This window comes from Paracoccus xiamenensis (assembly GCF_011308835.1).
Lineage (GTDB): Bacteria > Pseudomonadota > Alphaproteobacteria > Rhodobacterales > Rhodobacteraceae > Paracoccus > Paracoccus xiamenensis.
In genome coordinates, this window is record NZ_JAAOHY010000010.1 from 48,442 (window position 1) to 71,615 (window position 23,174).

The 23,174-nt window shown below is 64.7% G+C and carries 21 protein-coding genes; 13 read left to right on the forward strand and 8 right to left on the reverse strand.

Annotation, left to right across the window (positions count from 1 at the left end; translation table 11 throughout):
- Positions 1-18: 18 nt before the first annotated feature.
- Both G7044_RS16320 and G7044_RS16325 read right to left on the reverse strand, forming a co-directional pair.
- Entirely contained in the window at positions 19-735 is a 717-nt protein-coding gene (locus G7044_RS16320; protein ID WP_235931361.1) for a GNAT family N-acetyltransferase, read from the reverse strand.
- Entirely contained in the window at positions 732-1,472 is a 741-nt protein-coding gene (locus G7044_RS16325; RefSeq protein WP_166330807.1) for a competence/damage-inducible protein A, read from the reverse strand. Before G7044_RS16325 ends, G7044_RS16320 begins: the two co-directional genes overlap by 4 nt.
- 95 nt (positions 1,473-1,567) lie before the next feature.
- Here G7044_RS16325 and map point away from each other — a divergent pair, with 95 nt between their 5' ends.
- The 6 genes from map to lpdA all read left to right on the forward strand — a co-directional run bounded on the left by map (position 1,568) and on the right by lpdA (position 8,126).
- Positions 1,568-2,371, forward strand: coding sequence for a type I methionyl aminopeptidase (gene map / locus G7044_RS16330; protein ID WP_166330809.1), 804 nt, complete (start codon positions 1,568-1,570; stop codon positions 2,369-2,371).
- Complete coding sequence (locus tag G7044_RS16335; protein ID WP_166330811.1) at positions 2,368-3,192, forward strand: BadF/BadG/BcrA/BcrD ATPase family protein; 825 nt, start codon at positions 2,368-2,370, stop codon at positions 3,190-3,192. The genes map and G7044_RS16335 overlap by 4 nt, the downstream gene beginning before the upstream one ends.
- 475 nt (positions 3,193-3,667) lie before the next feature.
- Positions 3,668-4,714: a tRNA preQ1(34) S-adenosylmethionine ribosyltransferase-isomerase QueA gene (gene queA, locus G7044_RS16340; RefSeq protein ID WP_166330813.1), complete on the forward strand. Its 1,047-nt coding sequence runs from the start codon at positions 3,668-3,670 to the stop codon at positions 4,712-4,714.
- 9 nt (positions 4,715-4,723) lie between these two features.
- A complete protein-coding gene (locus tag G7044_RS16345; protein ID WP_166330815.1) occupies positions 4,724-6,052 on the forward strand; it encodes an MFS transporter in 1,329 nt (442 codons plus the stop codon).
- A 70-nt stretch (positions 6,053-6,122) separates the two neighbouring features.
- Positions 6,123-6,695 carry a DUF924 family protein gene (locus G7044_RS16350; protein WP_235931362.1) on the forward strand — a complete coding sequence of 191 codons (573 nt, stop codon included), beginning with the start codon at positions 6,123-6,125 and terminating at the stop codon, positions 6,693-6,695.
- Positions 6,696-6,734: 39 nt separating this feature from the next.
- On the forward strand, positions 6,735-8,126 hold the full coding sequence (gene lpdA, locus G7044_RS16355; protein ID WP_166330819.1) for a dihydrolipoyl dehydrogenase: 1,392 nt from the start codon (positions 6,735-6,737) through the stop codon (positions 8,124-8,126).
- 69 nt (positions 8,127-8,195) lie between these two features.
- Here lpdA and G7044_RS16360 read toward each other — a convergent pair whose 3' ends face one another.
- Entirely contained in the window at positions 8,196-8,546 is a 351-nt protein-coding gene (locus G7044_RS16360) for a GFA family protein (protein WP_166330821.1), read from the reverse strand.
- A gap of 92 nt (positions 8,547-8,638) precedes the next feature.
- On the opposite strand from G7044_RS16360, the gene uvrA reads away from it, so the two are divergent.
- The 4 genes from uvrA to G7044_RS16380 all read left to right on the forward strand — a co-directional run bounded on the left by uvrA (position 8,639) and on the right by G7044_RS16380 (position 14,621).
- A complete protein-coding gene (gene uvrA / locus G7044_RS16365; protein ID WP_166330823.1) occupies positions 8,639-11,506 on the forward strand; it encodes an excinuclease ABC subunit UvrA in 2,868 nt (955 codons plus the stop codon).
- 193 nt (positions 11,507-11,699) lie between these two features.
- Positions 11,700-12,479 (forward strand): L,D-transpeptidase, encoded by a 780-nt coding sequence (locus G7044_RS16370; RefSeq protein WP_166330825.1) that lies wholly within the window; start codon positions 11,700-11,702, stop codon positions 12,477-12,479.
- A gap of 138 nt (positions 12,480-12,617) precedes the next feature.
- Entirely contained in the window at positions 12,618-13,592 is a 975-nt protein-coding gene (locus G7044_RS16375; RefSeq protein WP_166330827.1) for a hypothetical protein, read from the forward strand.
- A gap of 102 nt (positions 13,593-13,694) precedes the next feature.
- The gene (locus G7044_RS16380) at positions 13,695-14,621 is read left to right on the forward strand and encodes a lytic transglycosylase domain-containing protein (RefSeq protein ID WP_166330829.1); all 927 of its coding nucleotides are present in this window, start codon (positions 13,695-13,697) and stop codon (positions 14,619-14,621) included.
- Between the two features lie 125 nt (positions 14,622-14,746).
- Here G7044_RS16380 and G7044_RS16385 read toward each other — a convergent pair whose 3' ends face one another.
- Both G7044_RS16385 and G7044_RS16390 read right to left on the reverse strand, forming a co-directional pair.
- The gene (locus tag G7044_RS16385; RefSeq protein WP_166330831.1) at positions 14,747-16,219 is read right to left on the reverse strand and encodes an ABC transporter substrate-binding protein; all 1,473 of its coding nucleotides are present in this window, start codon (positions 16,217-16,219) and stop codon (positions 14,747-14,749) included.
- 91 nt (positions 16,220-16,310) lie between these two features.
- Positions 16,311-17,000: a CDP-alcohol phosphatidyltransferase family protein gene (locus tag G7044_RS16390; RefSeq protein WP_166330833.1), complete on the reverse strand. Its 690-nt coding sequence runs from the start codon at positions 16,998-17,000 to the stop codon at positions 16,311-16,313.
- Here G7044_RS16390 and G7044_RS16395 point away from each other — a divergent pair.
- Together G7044_RS16395 and G7044_RS16400 are read left to right on the forward strand one after the other, a co-directional pair.
- Positions 16,968-17,885 (forward strand): hypothetical protein, encoded by a 918-nt coding sequence (locus G7044_RS16395; RefSeq protein ID WP_166330835.1) that lies wholly within the window; start codon positions 16,968-16,970, stop codon positions 17,883-17,885. The two genes, G7044_RS16390 and G7044_RS16395, sit on opposite strands and share 33 nt — an antisense overlap.
- Positions 17,882-18,544: a hypothetical protein gene (locus G7044_RS16400; protein WP_166330837.1), complete on the forward strand. Its 663-nt coding sequence runs from the start codon at positions 17,882-17,884 to the stop codon at positions 18,542-18,544. The genes G7044_RS16395 and G7044_RS16400 overlap by 4 nt, the downstream gene beginning before the upstream one ends.
- Before the next feature lie 15 nt (positions 18,545-18,559).
- Here the strand turns inward: G7044_RS16400 and G7044_RS16405 are convergent, their stop codons facing one another.
- From G7044_RS16405 to fsa, 3 genes are read right to left on the reverse strand one after another with little or no spacing between them, the layout of a single operon-like run.
- On the reverse strand, positions 18,560-19,492 hold the full coding sequence (locus G7044_RS16405) for a tyrosine recombinase XerC (protein ID WP_166330839.1): 933 nt from the start codon (positions 19,490-19,492) through the stop codon (positions 18,560-18,562).
- Positions 19,489-20,181: a DUF484 family protein gene (locus tag G7044_RS16410; RefSeq protein WP_166330841.1), complete on the reverse strand. Its 693-nt coding sequence runs from the start codon at positions 20,179-20,181 to the stop codon at positions 19,489-19,491. Before G7044_RS16410 ends, G7044_RS16405 begins: the two co-directional genes overlap by 4 nt.
- Positions 20,178-20,834 (reverse strand): fructose-6-phosphate aldolase, encoded by a 657-nt coding sequence (fsa, locus tag G7044_RS16415; protein WP_166330843.1) that lies wholly within the window; start codon positions 20,832-20,834, stop codon positions 20,178-20,180. Before fsa ends, G7044_RS16410 begins: the two co-directional genes overlap by 4 nt.
- 129 nt (positions 20,835-20,963) lie before the next feature.
- Here fsa and G7044_RS16420 point away from each other — a divergent pair, with 129 nt between their 5' ends.
- On the forward strand, positions 20,964-23,153 hold the full coding sequence (locus tag G7044_RS16420; RefSeq protein ID WP_328803870.1) for a primosomal protein N': 2,190 nt from the start codon (positions 20,964-20,966) through the stop codon (positions 23,151-23,153).
- Positions 23,154-23,174: the final 21 nt, after the last annotated feature.

Genomic DNA, 23,174 nt, shown 5'->3' on the forward strand with positions numbered 1-23,174 from the left:
CGCGCCGCAGCGGCAATTTCAGCGTCGGTAATAGCAGTAGCCGCCGATCTCAATGAAGCCGAGGCCGCGATACAGCGCCTGTGCGGGGGCGTTTTCGGCGGTGACCGCCAGTTGCATCGTCGCCGCCCCTTGCGATTCGGCCCAGAAGGCGGCCTCGCGGATCATCCAGCCGGCGAGGCCGCGGCGACGCATGGCGGGGATGATTTCCAGCGCGTGCAGCACCGCAACCGGGCCATCCACGGCAACGAATGCCATACCTGCGGCGCGGTCCTCGGCCCGGCCAAGAATTGCCGCCTTCGGCAACGACACCCGGTCCATCACCGCCTGACGGCCCGCGTCTATGCCCGTTTCCGTCCAGAGGTTCCGCTGTATCGCCAGTGGTGGCCAGACCGCGAATGCGGTCACGCGGGGGACGGGAATGTCGGTCAGATTCAACAGGGGCGCCGCCAGCAGCCGCGTCGGCTTTTGCGCCTGCCAACCGCGCGCCAACAAGGCAGCGGCCAAGGGATCGCCGTCGGCAACGCGAAACAGCGGCGGCTGATTCCAATTGGTCTGTATCGCGGTGGCCTGGTCCAGATCGCCCTCGGTCCAGTCCGAGCCGATGGGCCGCGCCGAGTTGACACGGTCGCCCCCGCCCGGCGCGCGCCCGATGCGGATCGCCCCGGCCGAGGCGTACTCCGCCGCCGGCCAGCTGGCCTCGAACGCGGCGTCCAGCATGGCCGGGGATGGGGTCATGCGCCGATCCGTTGTTTCAGGTCGGCCATCGCCGCCGAAACGCGGCTTTGGTCAAGCCCGCGCACCACCAGAACGGTGCCGTAAGTGCCATCGCGGTGCCAGGGATAGGAACCGAGCGAGAGGTCGGCATATGCCTCGGCCACGGCCTTGAGTTCATCGGCAACGTCGGATTCGCCGCGATGGACATCCAGCGATTCGCTGACCGGCGGGCGGCCGGTGGGCAGGCCGGGCAGGATGGCGTCGACCATGGCGCGGAAAACTTCAGGCACGCCGGCCATGACATAGGTATTGCCAAGATGGAAACCCGGCGCGGCGCTATAGCTGTTCGCGATCAGTTCGGCCCCCAACGGAATCCGGGCCATGCGCAGCCGGTTGCCTGTGACGGGGACGCCGCGCGCTTCCCAGCGGGCGCGCATGACGGCAAGGGCCTCGTCGTTCATCTCGATGCCGGTGCTGAAGGCCTCGGCCACGGCGTCGGCGGTCACGTCGTCATGGGTGGGTCCGATCCCGCCCGAGGTGAACAACAGGTCGTAGCGCCCGCCAAGCGTGCTATCCAGTGCCCGGATTGCCTCGACGATCAGGTCCTGTTCATCCGCAACGACACGGATTTCCTTCAGGTCAATGCCAACCGCCGACAGCACCCCGGCCAGATGATGGGCATTGCCCTCGCGGGTCCGGCCCGACAGGATTTCGTCGCCGATGACGAGGATGGCGGCGGTCTTGTTATTCGATTGCATGGAAGCCTCCGTTGCGCGGGCAAAGCTTACGCGGGCGGCGGGGGTGGAACAAGCGGGCGGGCATGGTTATGTCTCGGGCAACGAAAGGTTCAGCCATGAATGACGGTTCTCTGACGCGGGAAGGTATCCGCATCCACCAGCCCGGCGATTTTGCGGGCATGCACAAGGCCGGCGCGCTGGCAGCACAGATCCTCGATGAGGTCGGCGCGTTGGTCCAGCCGGGCGCGACCACTGGCGCCATCGACGACTTCATCCGCAATCGGGTCGAAGAAGCCGGCGCGACCTCGGCCACCATCGGCTATCGCGGCTATCAGCATGCCAGCTGTATCAGCGTGAATCACGTCGTCTGTCACGGCATCCCGGGCGAGAAGGTGCTGAAGGATGGCGATATCCTGAATGTCGACGTCACCGTAATCGTTGATGGTTGGTATGGCGACAGCTCGCGCATGTATGTGGCGGGGACGCCTTCGGTGAAGGCACGCCGGCTAATCCAGGTCACCCATGACGCGTTGATGAAGGGGATCGAGGCCGTGCGCCCCGGCGCCACTTTCGGCGATATCGGCTGGGCGATTCAGGAATATGCCGAGGGTCAGCGGATGTCCGTGGTGCGCGATTTCTGTGGCCACGGGCTGGGCCGGGTCTTCCATGCGCCGCCGAATGTGCTGCATTTCGGCCGCCCCGGCAAAGGCCCGGTGATCGAGGAAGGCATGTTCTTCACCATCGAGCCGATGATCAATCTGGGCCGTCCGGAAACAAAGACGCTGGCCGATGACTGGACGGCGGTGACTCGCGACAAATCGCTGTCGGCGCAGTTCGAACATTCCATCGGCGTGACCGCGTCCGGGGCAGAGATCTTCACGCTGTCGCCCACGAACAAGTTCTACCCGGAACTGGGTTGAGCCTGTTTCTCGGCCTTGACGGGGGCGGGACGGGCTGCCGCGCGATCCTGACCGATGCCGAGGGCCGCGTGATGGGCCGGGCCGAGGGTGGCCCCGCGAATGTCATGTCCGACCCCGAAGGCGCGGTTTCGCAGGTGACCGCCTGCGCATTGGCGGCGCTGGCGGGACATGATCCCGCGCAGGTGACGGCGGTCTTGGGACTGGCGGGTGTGAATACCTCGGGCGCGGCGGAATGGCTGCCGCAGCGCCTGCCTTTCGGGCGGGTGCGGGTGGTGCAGGATGCTGTCACTGCTGCGGCTGGCGCGTTGGGTGCGCAGGACGGCATCGTTGCCGCGATGGGGACCGGCTCGGTCTTCATCCGCCAAACGGCGGGCGAGGTGGTGACCATTGGCGGCTGGGGTCCGATTCTGGGCGATGAGGGCTCGGGGAACTGGCTTGGCCGCCGCTTTCTGGCGCATGTTCTGCGGGCCTCGGACGGGCTGGCTGCGGAAACGCCGCTGACCCACGCCACCATCGCCCGGCATGGCGGACGAAGCGGGATCGTGAGTTTTGCGCGCTCTGCCGCAGCTGCCGATTTCGCGGCCGAGGCGCGGCAAATCCAATCCGATCCGCAGGATCCCGCCGCTCAGCATCTGCTGGCCGAGGCGGCGCAGGCCGTCGCGCAGTCAATTGCGGCGCTGCAACCTCGGACGCCGCTACCAGTGGTCTTTACCGGCGGTCTCGGGCCGGTTTACTCGGGCCTGCTGCGCGACCGTTGGGAGCTGCGCGAGCCGCTTGGTACGCCTCTTGATGGCGCGCTGCGTCTGGCGCGCGAAGTTTGAATAAAATCCTCGGCGCTTCTGCTTTGCTTCGAATCGTCAATTCGGGCTAACCCATCAGCAAGGCCAGAAGGCCAGATCCATTCCGTTTCCTGCGCGGTGACACTGGGGTGCGCATGGGGGCGAAAGGGGTTCTGGCGTGGGGCCGGAACCCCTTTTCGTTGGTGTCACGGGTGCATCCGCGAACCTATGTGTCGTGCGATTTGTCCGCCATCTGCTGTTGCCGCAGAACTGGGGGTAAGCGCCCGATGTAAAGGAAAACAGTGCGGCCTTTGGGGCAGGCGTCAACGATTGCCGGAAGTCCTTGGCCGCTGCCTGTGGCTAGCCTCGGCCTTGGGCTCAAGTCGCCGCATCGCGGTATCCTGTACGGCGTCGTGGGACCGGGGCAGGCGGCGCGCGCGCAGCCTCCGTTCATTGTGAGATGCGGTGGCCCGATGCAGGGCTTGACCTGCCGACGCTGCGAGAACACAAGCCTCATATGCAACTTTCCGATTTTGACTTTCACCTGCCCGACGGGCTGATCGCCACCCGGCCCGCGCGCCCGCGCAGCAGCGCGCGGCTGCTGGTGGCCGAAGGCGATACTATTGCCGATCGCCATGTTCGTGACCTGACCCAGCTGCTGGGGCCGGGCGACCTTCTGGTGCTGAATGACACCAAGGTGATCCCCGCGCGGCTGTCGGGCACCCGCACGCGGCAGACCCCGCAGGGCGAAGTCACCGCCAAGGTCGAAATCACCCTGCTGGAGCCGCAGGCAAATGGCTGGCAGGCGCTGGCGAAACCGCTGCGCAAACTGAAGCCGGGCGAGGTGATCCGCTTTGGCGATGCGCTGTCGGCGACCGTGGCCGAGATGTCGGAAACCGGGCTGGTCCTGCAATTCGACGCCGAGGGCTCGGCATTGGATGCGGCGCTGGATCAGGTGGGCGCGATGCCGCTGCCACCCTATATCGCCGCTCTGCGCGCCCCGGACGAGGCCGACCGCGAGGATTACCAGACCGTCTGGGCGAAGAATTCGGGCGCTGTCGCCGCGCCGACCGCGAGCCTGCATTTCGACGACGAGTTGTTGGCGCAGCTGCGCCAGCGCGGCGTGCGGTTCGTCCATGTCACCCTGCATGTCGGTGCCGGTACTTTCCTGCCGGTCAAGGTCGAGGACGTGACCACCCACCGCATGCATGCCGAATGGGGCGAGGTCACGCCCGAGGCTGCAGCGCTGATCAACGACACCAAGGCGCAAGGCGGGCGGGTCATTCCGGTCGGCACCACCGCGCTGCGGCTGATCGAATCGGCCGCGACAAAGGATGGTCGCGTCCAGCCCTTCGCGGCGGCGACCGACATCTTCATCTATCCCGGCTACCGCTTCCGGGTGACGGATGCGCTGATGACGAATTTCCATCTGCCCAAGTCGACGCTGCTGATGCTGGTCTCGGCGCTGATGGGGCAGGACCGGATCCGCAACATCTATCGTCACGCGGTCGATACGGGTTACCGGTTTTTCTCCTATGGCGACGCCTCGCTTCTGATTCCGTAAAGGTTCGGCATGATTTCGGTTCTGCGCACATCCTGGCCGCTTCTTCTGGGTATCCTTCTGTTGCTGGTCGGCAACGGGATGCAAGGCACGCTGCTGGGGATTCGCGGCGGGATCGAGGAGATCTCTACCGACCGCATGGCGGTGGTCATGGCGGGGTATTTCGCCGGTTTCCTGCTGGGCAGCCGGCTGGTGCCGGGGATGATCCAAAGCGTGGGCCACGTGCGGGTCTTCGCGGCGCTGGGTTCGCTGATCTCGGCGGTGCTGATCCTGTATGCCGCCGTGCCGAACTGGATCGCCTGGACGTTGCTGCGGGTGCTGATCGGGTTTTCATTTTCCGGCGTCTACATCACCGCCGAAAGCTGGCTGAACGCGTCAAGCACCAATGAAAACCGTGGTCAGGCGATGTCGGCCTATATGATCGTGCAGATGGCCGGGCTGGTCAGCGCGCAGGTTCTTATCAATTTCGGCGATCCCAGCGGCTTCATGCTGTTCATCCTGCCCTCGGTGCTGGTGTCGCTGGCCTTCACCCCGATCCTGCTGGCGGCAACGCCTGCGCCCGCCTTTGGCGCGCTGAAACGGATGAGCATCCGGCGGCTTTATCAGGTGTCGCCACTGGGCTGCATCGGCATCTTCGCAATGGGGGGCGTGTTTTCGGCGCTGCTGGGGATGACCTCGGTCTGGGGCACCATCCTGCAGATGAGCGTGCGCGACATCTCTGCCATCGTTGCTGCAGTCTATCTGGGCGGGCTGGTGGCGCAATTCCCCATCGGCTGGCTGTCCGACCGCATGGATCGCCGCCTGCTGGTCCTGCAATTGCTGCTGGTCGGTGTTGCCGTGGTGCTGCTTCAGCTGATCTTTCAGCCGGGCATCTGGGGGCTTATCGCGGTGGCCGCCATCGCTGGCGGCGTGGCCAACCCGGTCTATGCGCTGCTGTTGGCGCATACCAACGACCATCTGGAGGCCGATGACATGGCCGCAGCCTCGGCAGGGTTGCTGTTTCTGAACGGGCTGGGGGCGATCGGAGGCCCGTTGATCGTCGGGCGGATGATGGCGATGATCGGGCCGAATGGGTTCTGGATCTTCATCGTTGTGCTTATGGCGGCGCTGGCGGCCTATACCGCCTGGCGTATGACCCGGCGCGAAGCGCTTGCCCCTGAAGACACCGGCAATTTCGCCGTCATTGCCCCCGCCGCCACCACCGTTGCCGTCGAGGTGGCGCTTGAGGCCGCGCAGGACGAGACCCTCCATAACTCTGATGAGGACGAGCTTGCGTCGGCCGATTACGAACCGGCCGAAGGGCTGCCCGCAACGGATTACAACCCGAACGCGCCGCGCTGAGGCACAGATACCCGCTTGCACCCCCCGCGTCGCTGCGGCAACGATAACAGGGATGACGGGAGGGCAGGCGATGACTCCGCAGCAGATTAACGCATTCTGGCTGGACGAGATCGACGAAAAGCAATGGTATAACGGCAGCGCCGAGCTGGACCGGACCATCAGCGAACGTTTCGGTGCCGCATGGGAGCAGGCCGATTCGCTGGCCTCCAGCTGGTCCGGGACCGCCGAAGGGGCGCTGGCGGCGCTGATCCTGACTGACCAGTTCCCCCGCAACATGTTCCGCGACAACGCCCGCAGTTTCGCCACCGACAAGCTGGCGCGGCGGATCGCCACCAATGCGATCAAGACCGGGCTCGACATGGCCACGCCCGAGCCGGCGCGGCAGTTCTTTTATACCCCGTTCATGCATTCCGAGGAGATGGGCGACCAGAACCGCGCCGTTTCCATGTTTGAAGAACGCATGCCCGGCGACAATGTTCGCCACGCCCATCTGCACCGCGAGGTGATCCGCCGCTTTGGCCGCTTCCCCTGGCGTAACGACGCGTTGGGACGCGAAACGACCCCGCAAGAACGCGCGTTCCTGGATGCCGGCGGTTATGGCGCATTGGTGGCTGGCCGAGTGTCGCTTGCTGACGCTGGGTAAATGATTTAACGCTCAACTATCTTTGCCGAGGAGCTTCACATGGCGCAGAATTTCGACGTGATTGTTATCGGTGCCGGCCCCGGCGGCTATGTCGCGGCGATCCGCGCGGCGCAGCTTGGCCTGAAAGTCGCCTGCGTCGAACGCGAGCATCTGGGCGGTATCTGCCTGAACTGGGGCTGTATCCCGACCAAGGCGCTGCTGCGCTCTGCCGAGGTGTTCCACCTGATGCACCGGGCCAAGGAATTCGGCCTGTCGGTCGAGAAGGCGGGCTATGACCTCGACAAGGTGGTCGAGCGTTCGCGCGGCGTTGCCAAGCAGCTTTCGGGTGGCGTCGGTCACCTGCTGAAGAAGAACAAAGTCACCGTGCTCATGGGCGCGGCCACGATCCCGGCGCCGGGCAAGGTCACCGTCAAAACCGACAAGGGAACCGAGGAACTGACCGCCAAGTCGATCATCCTTGCCACCGGCGCCCGCGCCCGCGACCTGCCGGGGCTGGAAGCCGACGGCAAGCGCGTCTGGAGCTATAAGCACGCGCTGAAGCCCCCGCATGAGCCGAAGAAGCTGCTGGTCATCGGCTCCGGCGCCATCGGCATCGAATTTGCCAGCTTCTTCAACACGCTTGGCGCCGACACGACGGTGGTCGAGGTGATGGACCGGGTGCTGCCGGTCGAGGATGCGGAAATCTCGGCGCTGGCGAAGAAGCAATTCGTCAAGCAGGGGATGAAGATCCTGGAAAAATCGACGGTCAAATCGCTGGACCGCAAGGCCGACAAGGTCATTGCCACGATCGAGTCCGGCGGCAAGACCGAGACGCAGGAATTCGACACCGTGATCTCGGCCGTGGGCATCGTCGGGAATGTCGAGGATCTGGGCCTGGAAAAACTGGGCGTGAAGATCGACCGCACCCATGTCGTGACGGACGAATTCTGCCGCACCGGGGTCGAAGGGCTTTATGCCATTGGTGACGTCGCGGGCGCGCCCTGGCTGGCGCATAAGGCCAGCCATGAAGGGGTTATGGTGGCGGAACTGATCGCTGGCGGGCATCCGCATCCGATCAAGCCGAACTCGATCCCCGGCTGCACCTATTGCAACCCGCAGGTCGCATCTGTCGGCCTGACCGAGGAAAAGGCCAAGGCCGCGGGCCATGACATCAAGGTCGGCCGCTTCCCCTTCATCGGCAACGGCAAGGCCATCGCGCTTGGCGAACCGGAGGGGCTGGTAAAGACGATCTTCGACGCCAAGACCGGCGAGCTTCTGGGCGCCCATATGGTCGGCGCCGAGGTGACCGAACTGATCCAGGGCTATGTGGTCGGTCGCACGCTGGAAACCACCGAGGCCGAACTGATGGAAACGGTATTCGCGCATCCGACCCTGTCGGAAATGATGCACGAATCGGTGCTGTCGGCCTACGGCCGCGCGATCCACTTCTGATCGCCGCAGCGCATCAGTTAACGCCCCGAGATCCTCGGGGCGTTTTTCATTTCGGCAGTCGCTGCAGACCTAATAGCTGGCGCCGTCATTCATATTCGGCGTCAGGCTGCGCGCATCCACGCCGTCCAGACAGTTGACGTTGATCGCATACAGCTTCTGCCCGTTCCGTTCGCCCCGCGCATAGGGCTCAATCCCGCAGGTCGGGCAAAACCGGTGCGAGATCTGCTGCTTGTTGAACAGATATTCAGTTGTCGGCCCATCCTTGACCATCGTGACGGCGGTATCCGGCACGAAAGTCAGCACCCAGCCCAGCCGTCTGCAGCGCGAGCAGTTGCAGGCATTAACCTGATCGAGATCGGCGTCGACCTCGAACGCGATGGCACCGCATTGGCAGGAACCGGAATAGTGTTGAACAGCCATTTCACTCCTCCATTTGTTCTGTTAATGTTCTGGCGACTTGTGCATTCCGTTGCAATGATTATCTGATGCGCTTGCGTCTTAGGGACAGGTCCATGGAACAGAAGTTCATCGAAGTGCGCGGCGCGCGCGAGCACAATCTGAAGGGCGTGGATATGGATATCCCGCGCGATCAGCTTGTGGTGATCACCGGCCTGTCGGGTTCGGGCAAGTCCAGTCTTGCCTTCGATACGATCTATGCCGAAGGGCAGCGGCGCTATGTCGAAAGCCTGTCGGCCTATGCGCGGCAGTTCCTCGACATGGCCGGCAAGCCCGATGTGGACCATATCAGCGGTCTCAGCCCCGCGATCAGCATCGAACAGAAGACGACCAGCAAGAACCCGCGTTCGACCGTGGGCACGGTCACCGAAATCTACGACTACCTGCGCCTCCTGTTCGCTCGTGTCGGCACCCCCTACAGCCCCGCGACCGGCCTGCCGATCGAGGCGCAGCAGGTGCAGGACATGGTCGACCGCATCATGGCCATGCCCGAAGGCACGCGCGGCTATCTGCTGGCCCCCATCGTTCGCGACCGCAAGGGCGAGTACAAGAAGGAGTTTCTGGAGCTTCGCAAGCAGGGCTTCCAACGCGTCAAGGTCGATGGCGAGTTCCATGAGCTTGAGGCGCCCCCCGAACTCGACAAGAAATTCCGCCATGACATCGACGTGGTGGTCGACCGTCTGGTGACTGCGCCGGGGATGGAAACGCGGCTGGCCGATTCGCTGCGCACGGCGCTGGATCTGGCGGACGGCATCGCCGTTCTGGAAACCGCGCCGTCAGAGGGCGAGCCTGAGCGCATCACATTCTCCGAAAAATTCGCCTGCCCGGTTTCCGGCTTTACCCTGCCAGAGATCGAGCCGCGGCTGTTTTCCTTCAACGCGCCGATGGGGGCCTGCCCGGTCTGCGACGGGCTGGGGATGGAGCTGTTCTTTGACGAACATCTCGTCGTACCCGATCAGGCGCTTTCGGTCGCGGGCGGGGCCATTGCGCCCTGGGCGAAATCAAAATCGGCCTATCTGACCCAGACCATCAATGCGCTGGCGAAGCATTACGGCTTTGACAAGAAAACCGCGTGGCGCGATCTGCCCGACAGCGTGAAAAAGCTGTTCCTCTATGGTTCGGGCAAGGACGAGATCAAGTTCCGCTTCGACGATGCCGGCCGCGTCTATGAGGTCACCCGCCAGTTCGAAGGTGTCATCCCCAATATGCAGCGCCGGTTGCGCGAAAGCGACAGTAACTGGGTCCGCGAGGAGATGGAGCGTTATCAGAACAACCGCCCCTGCGGCGCCTGCGAAGGCTATCGCCTGCGCCCCGAGGCGCTGTCGGTCAAGATTGCCGGCACCCATATCGGGCAGGTGGTCGAAAAATCCATCCACGAGGCGCTTGCCTGGGTCAAGGACGCGCCCGAACACCTGTCGAAGCAGAACAACGAAATCGCCGTCGCCATCCTGAAGGAAATCCGCGAAAGGCTGGGCTTTCTGGTCAATGTCGGCCTTGATTACCTGACCATGTCGCGGGCGGCGGGCACGCTGTCGGGCGGGGAAAGCCAGCGGATCCGGCTGGCCAGTCAGATCGGATCGGGGCTGACCGGGGTGCTTTATGTGCTGGACGAACCCTCGATCGGGCTGCACCAGCGTGACAATGACCGGCTGCTGCAAACGTTGAAGGGGCTACGCGATCAGGGCAACTCGGTGCTGGTCGTCGAACATGACGAGGACGCGATCCGCCATGCCGATTATGTCTTCGACATGGGGCCGGGCGCGGGCGTTCACGGCGGCACCGTTGTTGCCAAGGGCACGCCTGCCGAAATTGCCGCCAACACCGCCAGCCTGACCGGGCAGTATCTTTCGGGTCTGCGTGAAATCGCGGTGCCGGCAGTACGGCGCAAGGGCACCGGCAAATCGGTGACCGTGGTCGGCGCGACGGGCAACAACCTGCACGATGTCACGGCGGAATTTCCGCTTGGCCGCTTTGTCTGCGTGACCGGCGTATCGGGCGGCGGCAAGTCGACGCTGACGATCGAAACCCTGTTCAAGACCGCATCCCAGCGGCTGAACGGCGCGCGTCAGGCGCCCGCGCCGTGCGAGACGATCAAGGGGCTGGAAAACCTCGACAAGGTGATCGACATCGACCAGCGGCCCATCGGGCGCACGCCGCGGTCAAACCCGGCGACCTATACAGGCGCTTACGACCATATCCGCGACTGGTTCGCCAACCTGCCCGAATCGAAGGCCCGCGGCTATAAGCCCGGCAGGTTCAGCTTCAATGTGAAGGGCGGCCGGTGCGAGGCTTGTCAGGGCGACGGGCTGATCAAGATCGAGATGCATTTCCTGCCCGACGTCTATGTCCAATGCGAGACCTGCAAGGGCAAGCGCTATAACCGTGAAACGCTGGAGGTGCTGTTCAAGGGCAAATCCATCGCCGATGTGCTGGATATGACGATCGAAGAAGCGCAGGAGTTCTTCAAGGCCGTGCCCTCGATCCGGCGCAAGATGGATGCGCTGATGCAGGTCGGGCTTGGCTATGTGAAGGTCGGCCAGCAGGCGACGACGCTTTCGGGCGGCGAGGCGCAGCGGGTGAAGCTGGCCAAGGAGCTGGCGCGGGCTTCGACCGGAAAGACCCTGTATATCCTTGATGAACCAACGACCGGCCTGCATTTCGAAGACGTGCGCAAGCTGCTGGAGGTGCTGCATCACCTGGTCGATCAGGGCAATACGGTGGTGGTGATCGAACATAACCTCGATGTCATCAAGACCGCTGACTGGATCATCGACATCGGCCCCGAAGGCGGCGATGGCGGCGGCAGGATCGTGGCCGAGGGCACGCCCGAGGATGTGGCGCAGGTCGCTGAAAGCCATACCGGGCGTTATCTTGGGCCGATGCTGCCTGCTGCGCCGGCGCGGAAGGCCGCCAACCGGAAATAACTGCGGCAAATCCGTCACGACTGGTGCGGGAAGGCTGCATTTCGTTCAAAACTGCGGGAACTTCTGGGCCGGGCGCTTGCTTTTCCCTGCATGTCAGGGCGATAGCCCGATAGTATGCAGGGCGGTTTCGACCCGCCCCACTGGTTGTTACGCGCCGCCGGTCTGCCCCGGGGCGCCATGGAAGGAAGTCAGAATGCGCATTCTCCCCGTCGCGCTTGCGGTGGTTCTCGGGCTTGCGGCCTGCGCCCCCACTACGCCTGTCGCCACCGCCCCCTCGAAATTCGTACCGACCTATTACGAGGCCCGCACCGATAGCGGCCCGAATGGCGAGCCGATTGAGATCAAGGCCGTGAAGACCGCCTATCTGAACGAGCGCACGATGCGCACGACGGTGCCCTATAACGGCCCCGAAAGCGCCGGCAGCATCGTTGTCGACCCCTATGCGCGCCTGCTGTATTACGTTCAAGCGGGCGGTATGGCCGAACGTTACGGCGTGGCCGTGGGCGCGGCGGGCAAGAACTTTGCCGGCAATGGCACCATCGCCCGCAAGGCGGCCTGGCCCAGCTGGACCCCGACCCAGAACATGGTCAACAGCCAGCCTGAACTTTACGGCTCGCTGAAGGGCGGCATGAAGGGGGGCCCGGACAACCCGCTGGGCTCGCGCGCGCTGTATCTCTATCAGGGTGGCCGCGATACCTATTACCGCATCCACGGGACGCTGGATCCCTCGTCGATCGGCAAGGCGACCTCGGCCGGCTGTATCCGCATGTTCAACCAGGACATCATTGACATGTTCGACCGCGTGCCGAACGGCACCCCGGTCCATGTTCGCACCCGCTCGGAAAGCGTGCGCTATGAAGGCCCGGTGGTGGAATCGCCCGAAGGTTATGCGCTGCCGGCCAATCAGACCCCGGCCACGACTTCGGAAATGGCGCCCGGTGTAAGCCCGGTTGAAAGTGCCGTGCAGGGCTGATCGACCTCAGCCAAGTTATGAGGAATTGCCCCGATCCGGCTGGATCGGGGCTTTTTCTTGCGGGTCCCGCCTGCAAGCGGAACTTTCTTTGTTATGCTGGTTCGGCTATCAAATCTATGACAGCTGCCGAGGATCGTCATGCCGAATTTTTCTGCCGAAGAACGTCGCGCCCTTTCTGGTGAGGAACTGGAACTGGCCACCCAATCGCGTCAACCCCAGCTTGGCGCGCTCAGTGACGCCGCGCTGGCGGGGCTGATTTCGCGGCTGCGGTCAGCGCGCGACAAGGCGCGCGGTCGGGGCAACCGCCAGGCGCGAGAGGCGCGTGGCAAGGCCGATCCCGCCGGTGTTCAGCCCGCCAGCGGCAATGCTGGCACGGTGCAGAAGGAAAAGCTGCTGACTGCTGCCCTGCGCCGGGCGACAATTGAACACAAGCGCCGGCTGGCCAACGCGGCGAAGACCGCCGGCAAGGCCGTTGACGCGGCGCAGGCGGCCAAGGCCGATGCATCGGTGCCGGAGGCCGTGAAATCAGCCGACCCCGCGCCCCTCGGCGCTGCCGCGAAAAAGCCGGGCGGCGTTCGCAAGCCTGCGACCCGCAGCAATGCTGCCGCGCGGGGCGCGCGCGCCAAGGCCGCAGCCCAGCCGACCGACCGCCGCGGCAGTGGCCCGCGCAAGGTGGCACAGCCGAAGCGGGCCGCTTCGGAGGCGGTTACCGAGACCCCGGCCGTGGACGCCCCGGTCATCGACACCCCGGCTGCGGACACGGCGCCGGTTGCGAAGGCCGCGCCTGCATCCCAGCAAAAGCCGGCCGTCACGGCGAAGGAAAAGCCCAAGTCTGCGTCCGTGCCGGCCGCAGAAGCCACGCCTGATCCGGTGGCTGTGACGCCCTCGGCCGCCGCGCTGGTAAAGGATCTGACAGAGAAGGCCGCCCGTCGCACCGCCAAGGCCGAAAAGGCAGAGGGCAAGGCAAGGAAAGCGGCCCGGCAGGCGGACAAACTGGGCAACAAGAAGTCGGCCAAGGCGCTGAAGAAGGCCGAGGAAAAGGCCCGCAAGGCGCAGCGCAAAGCCCGCAAGACGGTGCGGCAGGCACGCAAGGCCGCGGCTGATCTGAGCTGAGGCATTCCGGCCCGGATCGTCCGAAATTCCGCTGCGGCGCGGTTTTACAAGCTGCGCCGATTTGCTAATCCGACAGGGGGTAAGCAAGCGCGGGTTCGGGTCATGCGCCGTCTGGTAACGACAATCACGGCAATTCTGCTGGCGGCGAACGCAGCGGGCGCACGCCCGGCGGTGGACGCGATCTATGGCCTGCCGCCAGTCGCCGAAGTGAAGGACCGCCGCTGCACCGCCGACGGGCTGCATTGCATCAGCGTCGCGACCTATGTCGCCGATGTCTGTCGCAGCATCGAACGCGCCGCCTCGCGCGAGGGGTTGGACAAGGGCTTTTTCGCCCGGTTGCTGTGGAAGGAAAGCCTGTTCGAACCGGGCGCGATTTCGCCCGTCGGGGCGGAAGGCATTGCGCAGTTCATGCCCGGCACCGCCCGTATTGTCGGCCTGCACGACCCTTTCAACCCGGCCGAGGCGATCCAGGTCTCTGCCGCCTATCTGTCGCGGCTGTCGCGGTTTTATGGCTCGATCGGGCTTGCCGCTGTCGCCTATAACGGCGGCGAGGGGCGGGCCGATGGCTTCATGCGCTCGGGCGGGACGCTGCCCTATGAAACTCAGGATTATGTCCAGGCGATCACCGGCTTCAACGCCTGGAAATGGCGCGAGGACCCACCCAAGCCCGAGGAGGTCGATCTGCGGCTGGACGGCGACAAGCCGTTCATTGACGCCTGCGTCGAGATGGCGGGCAATCGCAAACTGCGCGATTTCAGCACCGAGCCGCGCGACCCCGTGCTGCCCTGGGGCGTGATCCTGGCCTCGCACCCGACGCGTGGGGGCGCGCAGGGGCAGGTGACGCGGCTGAACCGGGCGCTGCGTCCGCTGCTGGGCGGCAAGAACGTCACCTATGTGCGCCGCTCGCTTCGGCAGGGTGCACGGCGGGTCTATACCGCGCAGGTCGGCTGGAATTCACGCGGCGAGGCGAACAAGTTCTGTCAACGCGCGCGCACCGTCGGCGTGAACTGCATCGTGCTGAAGAACTGATCTGAAATAGAGACACGGGGCGGGCATTCGAGCCCGGACGGTGACAAATGCCCGTCGCGCGCTGATGGCGACCAAAGGCGAGGGGCGCCGCAACGCGACGCCCCCCTTGTTGCTGCTGGCCCCGATCACTCGGTCCAATGCACCTTTGACAGGTCGTTCGCCGGGGTGGGCGCGTTTTCCCACAGGCCTTCAATCTTGGCATTGGCCACGCCGGTCTTGGCCAGCTGGAACAGATAGGCATTGGCGAAATCATCGGCGATGAGGGTCTGGGCCTGCTTCAGCAGCTCGGACCGGCGGGCGTCGTCGGTCGTGCTGTTCGCCTCGGCCAGCAGGTCCTTGAGCGCCTGATTGTTGTAGTTGAAGTAGTAATCATCGCGCGTGTAGATCCCGATATCCATCGGCTCGACATGGCTGATGATGGTCAGGTCGTAATCCTTGCCCTTATAAACCGTTTCCAGCCATTGCGCCCATTCCATGTTGGTTGCTTCGGTCTGGATCCCCACAGCGCGCAGCTGGGCGGCCAGCAATTCGCCACCGCGGCGCGCGTAGGGCGTTGGGGGCAGGGCCAGACGCAGCTTCAGGTTTTCGACCCCAGCCTCGGTCAGCAGGGCCTTGGCCTTTTCCGGGTCATAGGCCGATTTCTCGGTCAGGTCGGTATAGTCGGGGTGGTGCGGGGCGAAATGGGTGCCGATGGGGGTGCCATAGCCGAACATCGCGCCGTCGATCAGTTCCTGCCGGTTGATGGCATGGGCGATCGCCTCGCGGACCTTGACGTTATCCAGCGGCGGCACAGCCTTGTTCATGGTCAGGATCGTCTCGCCCTCGGTCGTGCCGACGATGACCTTGAAGCGCGGATCAGCGCCAAGCTGGGCCAGCGTTTCGGGCGCGGGATAGATCGGGAAGGCGTCGACATCGCCGGCCATCATCGCGGCAAAGGCAGCCGTTGGGTCGCCAATGAAGCGGAAGGTGGCGGTCTTCAGCGCGGGCTTGTCGCCCCAATAGCCGTCGAACGCGTCCAGCCGGATGGAATCCCCCTGCCGCCATTCGCCGAACTTGAACGGGCCGGTGCCGACGGGCTGGGTTGCTTCGTTGGCGACGCTGGCCTCGTCCAGCATCACCGCATCGCCCCATGCCATCTTGAAGGGGAACATGCCGTCAGGTGCTTTCAGGGTGACCCGCACGGTCTTGGGATCCACGGCCTCGACCGTGTCGATATTCTCGAACAGGGTCTTTTGCGGGTTGGTCGAATCCGCCGCCCGCGCCCGATCCAGCGAGAAGACGGCGTCTTCGGCGGTGAAATCGGCGCCGTCGTGGAATTTGACGCCCTCGTGCAGGTGGAAGACATAGGTCTTGCCGTCGTTTTCCACATCCCAGCTGGCCGCCAGCGCGGGCAGGATCGCACCGTCAGGGCCGAACTTGGTCAGCCCTTCGAAGACATTGGCATAGACGATTTCGTCGATGGCGGCGGCGGCGTTGCCGGTCGGGTCAAGGCTTGGCGGCTCCAGCACCATGCCCAGCGTGATCGTGTCCTGCGCGGCAAGTGCGGGCGAGGCCATCAAGGCGAATGCGGCAACGGTCGACTTCCAATCGTGGAACATTGTTCCCCCCAAAGGTCAAAGCTGCTGGCCATAATGGGAGGATATTGCACGCAATCAAGGCCAAACCGCGCTGACCCGCAGGCGGCGGGGGCTAGCGCCGCTCGGTCAGTTGCTGCAGGGCGCCCGCGCACATCAGCCACAGGCTGGTGATGACAAGGCCCCAATTCGCCCAGCTGGCCGGGTGGAAGTCAACTAGGATCGCCCAGCTTGCAAAGGCCACCCAGGCAGCGGCCATCGGCAGCGAAATGGCGCGCCAGCGCTCGGTCCGGACCGGGTGGATGAACTTGACATTGGTGAACATGGCCACGGTCAGGATGGTCACGATCAGCAGGATCAGCCAGAAATTCGGTTTCAGCGCGAACAGCACCAGCACCAACATGTTCCAGCAGGCCGGAAAGCCGGCAAAGGAGTTGTCACGCGTCTTCATCCGCGCGTCCGAAAAATATAGGATCGAGCCATAGGTGATCGCGATGATCGCGAACCAGCCCGTCCAGCCCGGCAGCAGCCCCGATTTGAACAGCGCAAAGGCGGGGATGAAGACATAGGTCAGGAAGTCGATGATCAGGTCCATCAGCACGCCGTCATACAGCGGCCAGTTTTCCTTGACTTTGTAGCGGCGCGCCAGCGGGCCATCGACGCCGTCGACGACAAGCGCCACGATCAGCCAGAAAAACATCAGCGACCACATGCCATCGGCAGCCGCCAGCATGGCCAGCATGGAAAAGACTGCGCCGGTGGCGGTCAGCAGGTGGACGGACAGGGCTTTCAGGCGGATCTGCATCAGGTGCTTGTCGCATCCCCCTTCAAAACACGCAAGTTGGAAGGCGGTCAGGTATACAATCGGGCGCTTCAGCGGTTTAGGGCGGCGAAAGGGCTGGGCAGGACGGCCATTCCTTTGGGATTGTTCGATTCTCTGCTAGGATCGGCGCATCTGATTGACGGGGCTGAAATGACGTTTGTTCCCATTGCAGATGCCGCGACCCAGACCGGGATCGCCGAGGATGTCATTCGTGACTGGGTTGCCCGCAAGCGGCTGTCAGAGGTCGGGGGCAATGTCGACCCGGTCGCCTTGGCCGAAATCGCCCGGATGGAGAATGTGGCTCATCGGGCTGACCAGCGTGATGCCGCGCTTGCGGTGTTGGGCGACAAGATCCCCGCACCGGATCCCTTATGGCTGAAAGTATTACCGGTTCTCGTGGGCCTGCTCGGGACCGTGATCGGGTTGGTGGCGCTTGGGGTCTCGAACGGGCAGTTGCAGGTCGCGACCGACGCCGCAGTGACCTCGCAGCAGGCGCTGGATCAAAGCCGGCAGGCATTCGAGGCGCAAACCAAGGCAATGCAGGTCCAGACGGCCCATGATTACCAAATGGAGCTGCTTCAGACGTTCAGGGATCTCTCTGCAACGTCCGAAACCGCGATGACGCAACCCGATACGCTGAGCATGATCTATCAGGAACAGCTGTTATTGGGGCAGGAGCTGGCGATTGGAGAGAGCATCGCCCCCGATTTCTGGGCGAAATTCAGCGGCCGGCTTTGTTCCAGCTGGAAGGCGCAACTGTGCGAGATTCAAGATCCCTATTACGCCGGGGTGGCGCGGCAGAACTATCCGCAATTGAGTGAAATCTGTCTGCCGGATGAAGCAGGAGACCAGATGATATGCAGTTGAAACGTAATTTGCGTGTTCCTGCCGCGGCCGTGATGTTGCTGGGTCTGGTCGCGGCGGCTGTCGCGCAGAACGACGCCACGCGCGGCGCTGTCGAGGCCGCGATCGGGTTCATCATCGGAAACAGGCAGTCGCAGGAAAGCGCTGCCCTGCAAAACGCCACCTATGGCGCCAATGCAGGCCATGCCCGGCTTGCCCGTTTCAACGCAGATATGTCCAACCCAGAGTTGACGAGCTTCGGACCGGAGATCGTGCAAGAACTGGTGTCCACGCTGGTCCGCGCGCAGCAGAACTATGGCAATGCCGCGCAGATTTTTGGTCAGATGACGGAAAACGGCGAAGAGTTCGCGCTCGCGGACGAACAGCGCGCCGCGCTGGACCGACTGGGTTATCCAACCGATCCAAAGACGCTGACCGCGCGCTTGGCCATGGAAACCGGTGCGGTCGCCACGCTGCTCAATTCGGTGATGGTTGCGACGGATGCGGATGGCGTGATCGACTTGCAGCTTTATCCCGACGGGGTGGAGAATGTGGAGCCTGCATTGGCGCTGGGAAGTGCGATGCAATTGTCCAGCCGGCTGAATGCGGTCATGCTGATCCTCGGGCCGATCCCGGGCGCGCAGAATGTCGCGGTCGGGCTGCCGTCACCGGCGCAATTCTAGGCCGCTTGCGGACCGCTAGCGCCTTGGATGGGCGCGGCGATAGACCTCCATCAGGTGGGCATCATCGACGCCGGTATAGACCTGCGTGGTGGCCAGGCTGGCATGGCCCAGCAATTCCTGAATGGTGCGCAGGTCGCCGCCTGCGGCAAGCAGATGGGTGGCGAAGCTGTGGCGCAGCGCGTGGGGTGTCGCGGTGGGCGGCAGGCCCAGCGATTGGCGCATCTTGGCCATCGCGCCTTCCAGCACACCGGCGCGCAATGGCCCGCCGCGCGCGCCGCGAAACAGTGGGTCGTCCGCCTCCTCCGGCGGATAGGGGCACAGGCGCAGATAGGCAGTGATGGCGTCCCGCGCGGCAGGCAGCACCGGCACCATGCGTTCGCGTCCGCCCTTGCCGCAAATGGTCAGCGCCTCTCCCATTGGCCAGTCGCGGGTGGTCAGCGCCAATGCTTCGGAGATGCGCAGCCCGCAGCCGTAAAGCAGGGTCAGCACCGCCGTGTCGCGGGCGGCGATCCAGGGCTCGGGGTGGTGCTGGCCCGCGTAATCCAGCAGCTCGCGCGCCTGTTCGGTGCCAAGGGGACGCGGCAGCGAACGCTGATATTTCGGCCCGCGTGCCGACAGGGCGGCGGAAAGGTCATAGCCCTCGCGGTCGGACATCCAGCGCAGAAAGCTGCGGATGGCCGACAGCCTGCGGGCCAGCGACCGCGCAGACAGACCGCGCGCACGTTCGGCGGCCGCAAAGGCGCGGATGTCGGTCTGTTTCAACGACGCCAATGAGGCAGGCGTCGCCCCCGCGCCACGATAGCCACCCAGAAAGGACAGAAAGCCGATTACGTCATCGCGGTATGCGGCGATCGTGTGAGGGGAACGGTCGCGGGCCGCGGCCTCGCCTTCTAGCCATCTCGCGACTGCATCCGCCATGGCGGGCGTCAGCGCGAGCGGCTGGCTCATTCGTCCAGCCAGCGCAGCAGGGCCAGCCGGAAGGCCTGCCCGAAGAAGCGCAGTAGGTCGGTGCCCTGCGCGGCGCTGAAACGGCCCGGCTCGTCCGAACCCATCAGCAGCAGCGCGGGCATCCGGTTGGGGCCAAGATCAAGCGGGATCAGTGCCTCGGATGCGACCGGCGCGCCATGCAGGCCCGAGGTGGCAAGGGCGACCCGGCGCAGGATCACCTCGCCCGAGGGCTGGCCGCGCCGGCCGCCAGCGATGGCGCGCGCGACGGTGCCGGCCGGGACCATGGTCAGCGGGCCACCCAGTTCGGGCGCGCCTTCCTTGGTCGCGGTCTCCATGACCAGCACCAGCGTATCGACGCGCAGGATGTCGGCCAGGTCCGCATGCAGGTTTTCAAGGAAGCCGTCAAAGTCGACCGGCTCCAGCAGGGACAGCACGGCGCGATGGACGGTGTTCATGCCTGACTGGTTGTCATAGGCGGCGGCGATAACGTGCTCATGCGCCGATTCAAGCCGGTCCAGCCGTGCCTCCAGGGCCGTCATGGCACGGCCCCGGATGTCGATGACATTGGCGCCGACCCCGTCCTCATGCGCGCCGACAATGGCGCGCATCAGGTCGCGGTCCATCAGGATCGCGCTGGGATCGTCCAGCAGCGCCTGCCGCAATTCGGGGGTCAGGGCCTCGTCGCTCATTTGCCGATCTTCTGGCCGGTCTTGGCCCAGTCGGCGTTGAACTGCGCCAGACCTTTGTCGGTCAGCGGGTGGCTGGCCATCGACTTGATGACCGAGGGCGGCGCGGTGATGACATCGGCGCCGATCTTGCCGGCTTCGATGATGTGGTTCACCGACCGGATCGAGGCGGCGAGGATCTGGGTGTCATAGCCGTAATTGTCGTAGATCTCGCGGATGTCGGCGATCAGGTCCATGCCGTCCAGATGGATGTCGTCCAGACGCCCGATGAAGGGGCTGATGAAAGTGGCGCCAGCCTTGGCGGCCAGAATTGCCTGCGCGGCCGAGAAGCACAGCGTCACGTTGACCATATGGCCGTCATCGGACAGCACCTTACAGGCTTTCAGACCGTCCCAGGTCAGCGGCACCTTGATGGTGATGTTCGGCGCGATCTCGGCCAGGACTTTGCCTTCGCGGATCATGTCATCAGCCTTTTCGGCGACGACTTCGGCCGACACCGGGCCAGCGACCATGTCGCAGATCTCTTTGGTGACCTCGGTGATGTCGCGGCCCGATTTCAGGATCAGCGACGGGTTGGTGGTCACCCCATCGACCATGCCCAGATCGTTCAGCTCGCGGATGGCATCGACATCAGCGGTATCGAGAAAGAATTTCATGGCGCACTCCTCAGCAGCATTTGCCGAAGTGATAGCGCATCCGGGGGCGCGCTGAAAGCCGGGGCGCTTGTTTTTCGCGCCCGCTCGGGCCAAGTCTGCGGGACTTCGCTTCTGGGCAGGCATTCGCACGTGAGCTTCTATCAACAAGGCCAACGCATCGGCGTGATGACGACCGAACCCGTGGGGCTGCTGGATTATCTGGCCCCCGAGGGCGGGGTGGCCGAAGGTCAGATCGTGATCTGCCCGCTGGGTCCGCGCCGCGTCATGGGCGTGGTCTGGGGACCGGGCGAGGGGTCGTTCGATCTGGCCAAGCTGCGCCCCATCGTGCGCGCCGTCGATGCCGCGCCGTTGTCGGGCGAGATGCGCGAATTCCTGACCCGCGCCGCCGAATACACGCTGACGCCGATGCCGCTGATGGTCCGAATGGCCATGCGCGCGCCCGATCTGGACAAGCCCCCCGCCGAGCGCCGCATCATCCTGCGCGCCGGACCCGAGCCCTCGCGCATGACCGACGCCCGCGCCGCCGTCCTGCGCGTCATCGACGATCACGGTGGGGCCAGCTTTTCGCCGTCCGAACTTGCGGGGTTGGCGGGCGTGGGCAGCAGCGTGGTCAAGGGGTTGGTGGCCTCGGGCACGCTGGTCGAGATGAGCGCGCCGAAGGACGCACCTTATCCGCGGCTGGACCCCGATCTGCCCGGCAAGCCGCTGGCCCCGGATCAGGCCGCCGCCGCCGATGCGCTGCGTTCCGCCATGGCCGGGGGCACTTACGGCACCACGCTGCTGCGGGGCGTCACCGGGTCGGGCAAGACCGAGGTCTATCTGGAGGCCGTCGCCGCCTGCCTGCGCGCCGGCCGGCAGGCGCTGGTTCTTCTGCCCGAAATCGCCCTGTCGGCCGAATTTCTCGACCGGGTCGAGGCACGCTTCGGTGCGCGTCCCGGTGAATGGCATTCCGGCATCAGCCGGACCGAGCGGCGCCGGTTGTGGCATATGGCCGGGCAGGGCGAGGTCGGGCTGGTCGTCGGCGCCCGGTCGGCGCTGTTTCTGCCGTTCCGCGATCTTGGCTTGATCGTCATCGATGAAGAACACGATTCGTCCTATAAACAGGAAGATACCGTCTATTATTCAGCCCGCGACATGTCGGTGCTGCGCGGCTCGGTGGCGGGGGCGCAGGTGGTGCTGGCCTCGGCCACGCCCTCGCTGGAAAGCTGGGTGAATGCGGCCAGCGGCAAATATGCCCGGCTTGATCTGCGGTCCCGCTATGGCGAGGCGGAGTTGCCCGACATGGCCGCCATCGACCTGCGCGCGCAGGAGATGAAGGGCGCGCAATGGATCTCGCCCGCACTGGCGGGCGCGGTCGAGGCGCGGATGGCTCGGGGCGAACAGTCGCTTCTGTTCCTGAACCGTCGCGGCTATGCGCCGGTCACCGTTTGCCGGGCCTGCGGCGAACAGGTCGCCTGCCAGCAATGCGACGCCCGGATGGTCGAGCATCGCTTTCAGAATCGCCTCGTCTGCCATCAATGCGGTGAATCGCGGCCGATCCCGACCGAATGCCCGTCTTGCGGGGCCGAAGGCAAGCTTGCCCCCATCGGTCCCGGCGTCGAAAGGCTGGCCGAGGAGGTCGCGGCGCGGTTCCCCGACGCCAAGGCGACAGTGCTGTCATCCGACCTGTTTGGATCGGCGCGGGCGCTGAAGGACACTATTGCCGAGATCGCGCAGGGTGACACCGACATCATCATCGGCACGCAGATCGTCGCCAAGGGACATAATTTCCCGCGCCTGACTCTGGTCGGCGTGATCGATTCCGACCTGGGCCTGCAAGGCGCCGACCTGCGCGCGGCCGAGCGGAGCTTTCAACTGATGCGGCAGGTTGCGGGCCGGGCCGGACGGATGGGGGGCGAAAGGCCGGGGCTGGCGCTGTTGCAGACCCACCAACCCGAACACCCGGTCATTCGTGCGATCCTCGCGGGTGATGACGAAGGGTTCTGGGATGCCGAGGCCGCGATGCGCCGTCAGGCCGGCATGCCGCCTTACGGGCGCTTGGCGGGGATCATCCTGTCACATCCCGATCCGGCAACGCTGGCCGACTTCGCCCGCCATCTGGCCAGTCGCGCGGGTCCGATCCATACGGCGGGGGCGGAACTGTTCGGCCCCGCGCCCGCGCCGATTGCGCGCATTCGCGGGCGGCACCGGATGCGGATGCTGATCCGCGCGCCGCGTCAGGTGGCGATCCAGTTGGCGATTGCCGATTGGCTGGGGCCGGTGAAACTGCCAACCAATATGCGGCTATCCGTCGATATTGATCCGCAGAGTTTTCTGTGATGCAGCGCTACGGATTCTGAA

Excerpts from the sequence above, each read along its gene's own strand:
- G7044_RS16320 (WP_235931361.1), bottom strand. The coding sequence starts at position 735 with ATGACCCCATCCCCGGCCATGCTGGACGCCGCGTTCGAGGCCAGCTGG.
- G7044_RS16325 (WP_166330807.1), bottom strand. The coding sequence starts at position 1,472 with ATGCAATCGAATAACAAGACCGCCGCCATCCTCGTCATCGGCGACGAA.
- map (WP_166330809.1), top strand. The coding sequence starts at position 1,568 with ATGAATGACGGTTCTCTGACGCGGGAAGGTATCCGCATCCACCAGCCC.
- queA (WP_166330813.1), top strand. The coding sequence starts at position 3,668 with ATGCAACTTTCCGATTTTGACTTTCACCTGCCCGACGGGCTGATCGCC.
- G7044_RS16345 (WP_166330815.1), top strand. The coding sequence starts at position 4,724 with ATGATTTCGGTTCTGCGCACATCCTGGCCGCTTCTTCTGGGTATCCTT.
- G7044_RS16350 (WP_235931362.1), top strand. The coding sequence starts at position 6,123 with ATGACTCCGCAGCAGATTAACGCATTCTGGCTGGACGAGATCGACGAA.
- lpdA (WP_166330819.1), top strand. The coding sequence starts at position 6,735 with ATGGCGCAGAATTTCGACGTGATTGTTATCGGTGCCGGCCCCGGCGGC.
- G7044_RS16360 (WP_166330821.1), bottom strand. The coding sequence starts at position 8,546 with ATGGCTGTTCAACACTATTCCGGTTCCTGCCAATGCGGTGCCATCGCG.
- uvrA (WP_166330823.1), top strand. The coding sequence starts at position 8,639 with ATGGAACAGAAGTTCATCGAAGTGCGCGGCGCGCGCGAGCACAATCTG.
- G7044_RS16370 (WP_166330825.1), top strand. The coding sequence starts at position 11,700 with ATGCGCATTCTCCCCGTCGCGCTTGCGGTGGTTCTCGGGCTTGCGGCC.
- G7044_RS16375 (WP_166330827.1), top strand. The coding sequence starts at position 12,618 with ATGCCGAATTTTTCTGCCGAAGAACGTCGCGCCCTTTCTGGTGAGGAA.
- G7044_RS16380 (WP_166330829.1), top strand. The coding sequence starts at position 13,695 with ATGCGCCGTCTGGTAACGACAATCACGGCAATTCTGCTGGCGGCGAAC.
- G7044_RS16385 (WP_166330831.1), bottom strand. The coding sequence starts at position 16,219 with ATGTTCCACGATTGGAAGTCGACCGTTGCCGCATTCGCCTTGATGGCC.
- G7044_RS16390 (WP_166330833.1), bottom strand. The coding sequence starts at position 17,000 with ATGCAGATCCGCCTGAAAGCCCTGTCCGTCCACCTGCTGACCGCCACC.
- G7044_RS16405 (WP_166330839.1), bottom strand. The coding sequence starts at position 19,492 with ATGAGCCAGCCGCTCGCGCTGACGCCCGCCATGGCGGATGCAGTCGCG.
- G7044_RS16410 (WP_166330841.1), bottom strand. The coding sequence starts at position 20,181 with ATGAGCGACGAGGCCCTGACCCCCGAATTGCGGCAGGCGCTGCTGGAC.
- fsa (WP_166330843.1), bottom strand. The coding sequence starts at position 20,834 with ATGAAATTCTTTCTCGATACCGCTGATGTCGATGCCATCCGCGAGCTG.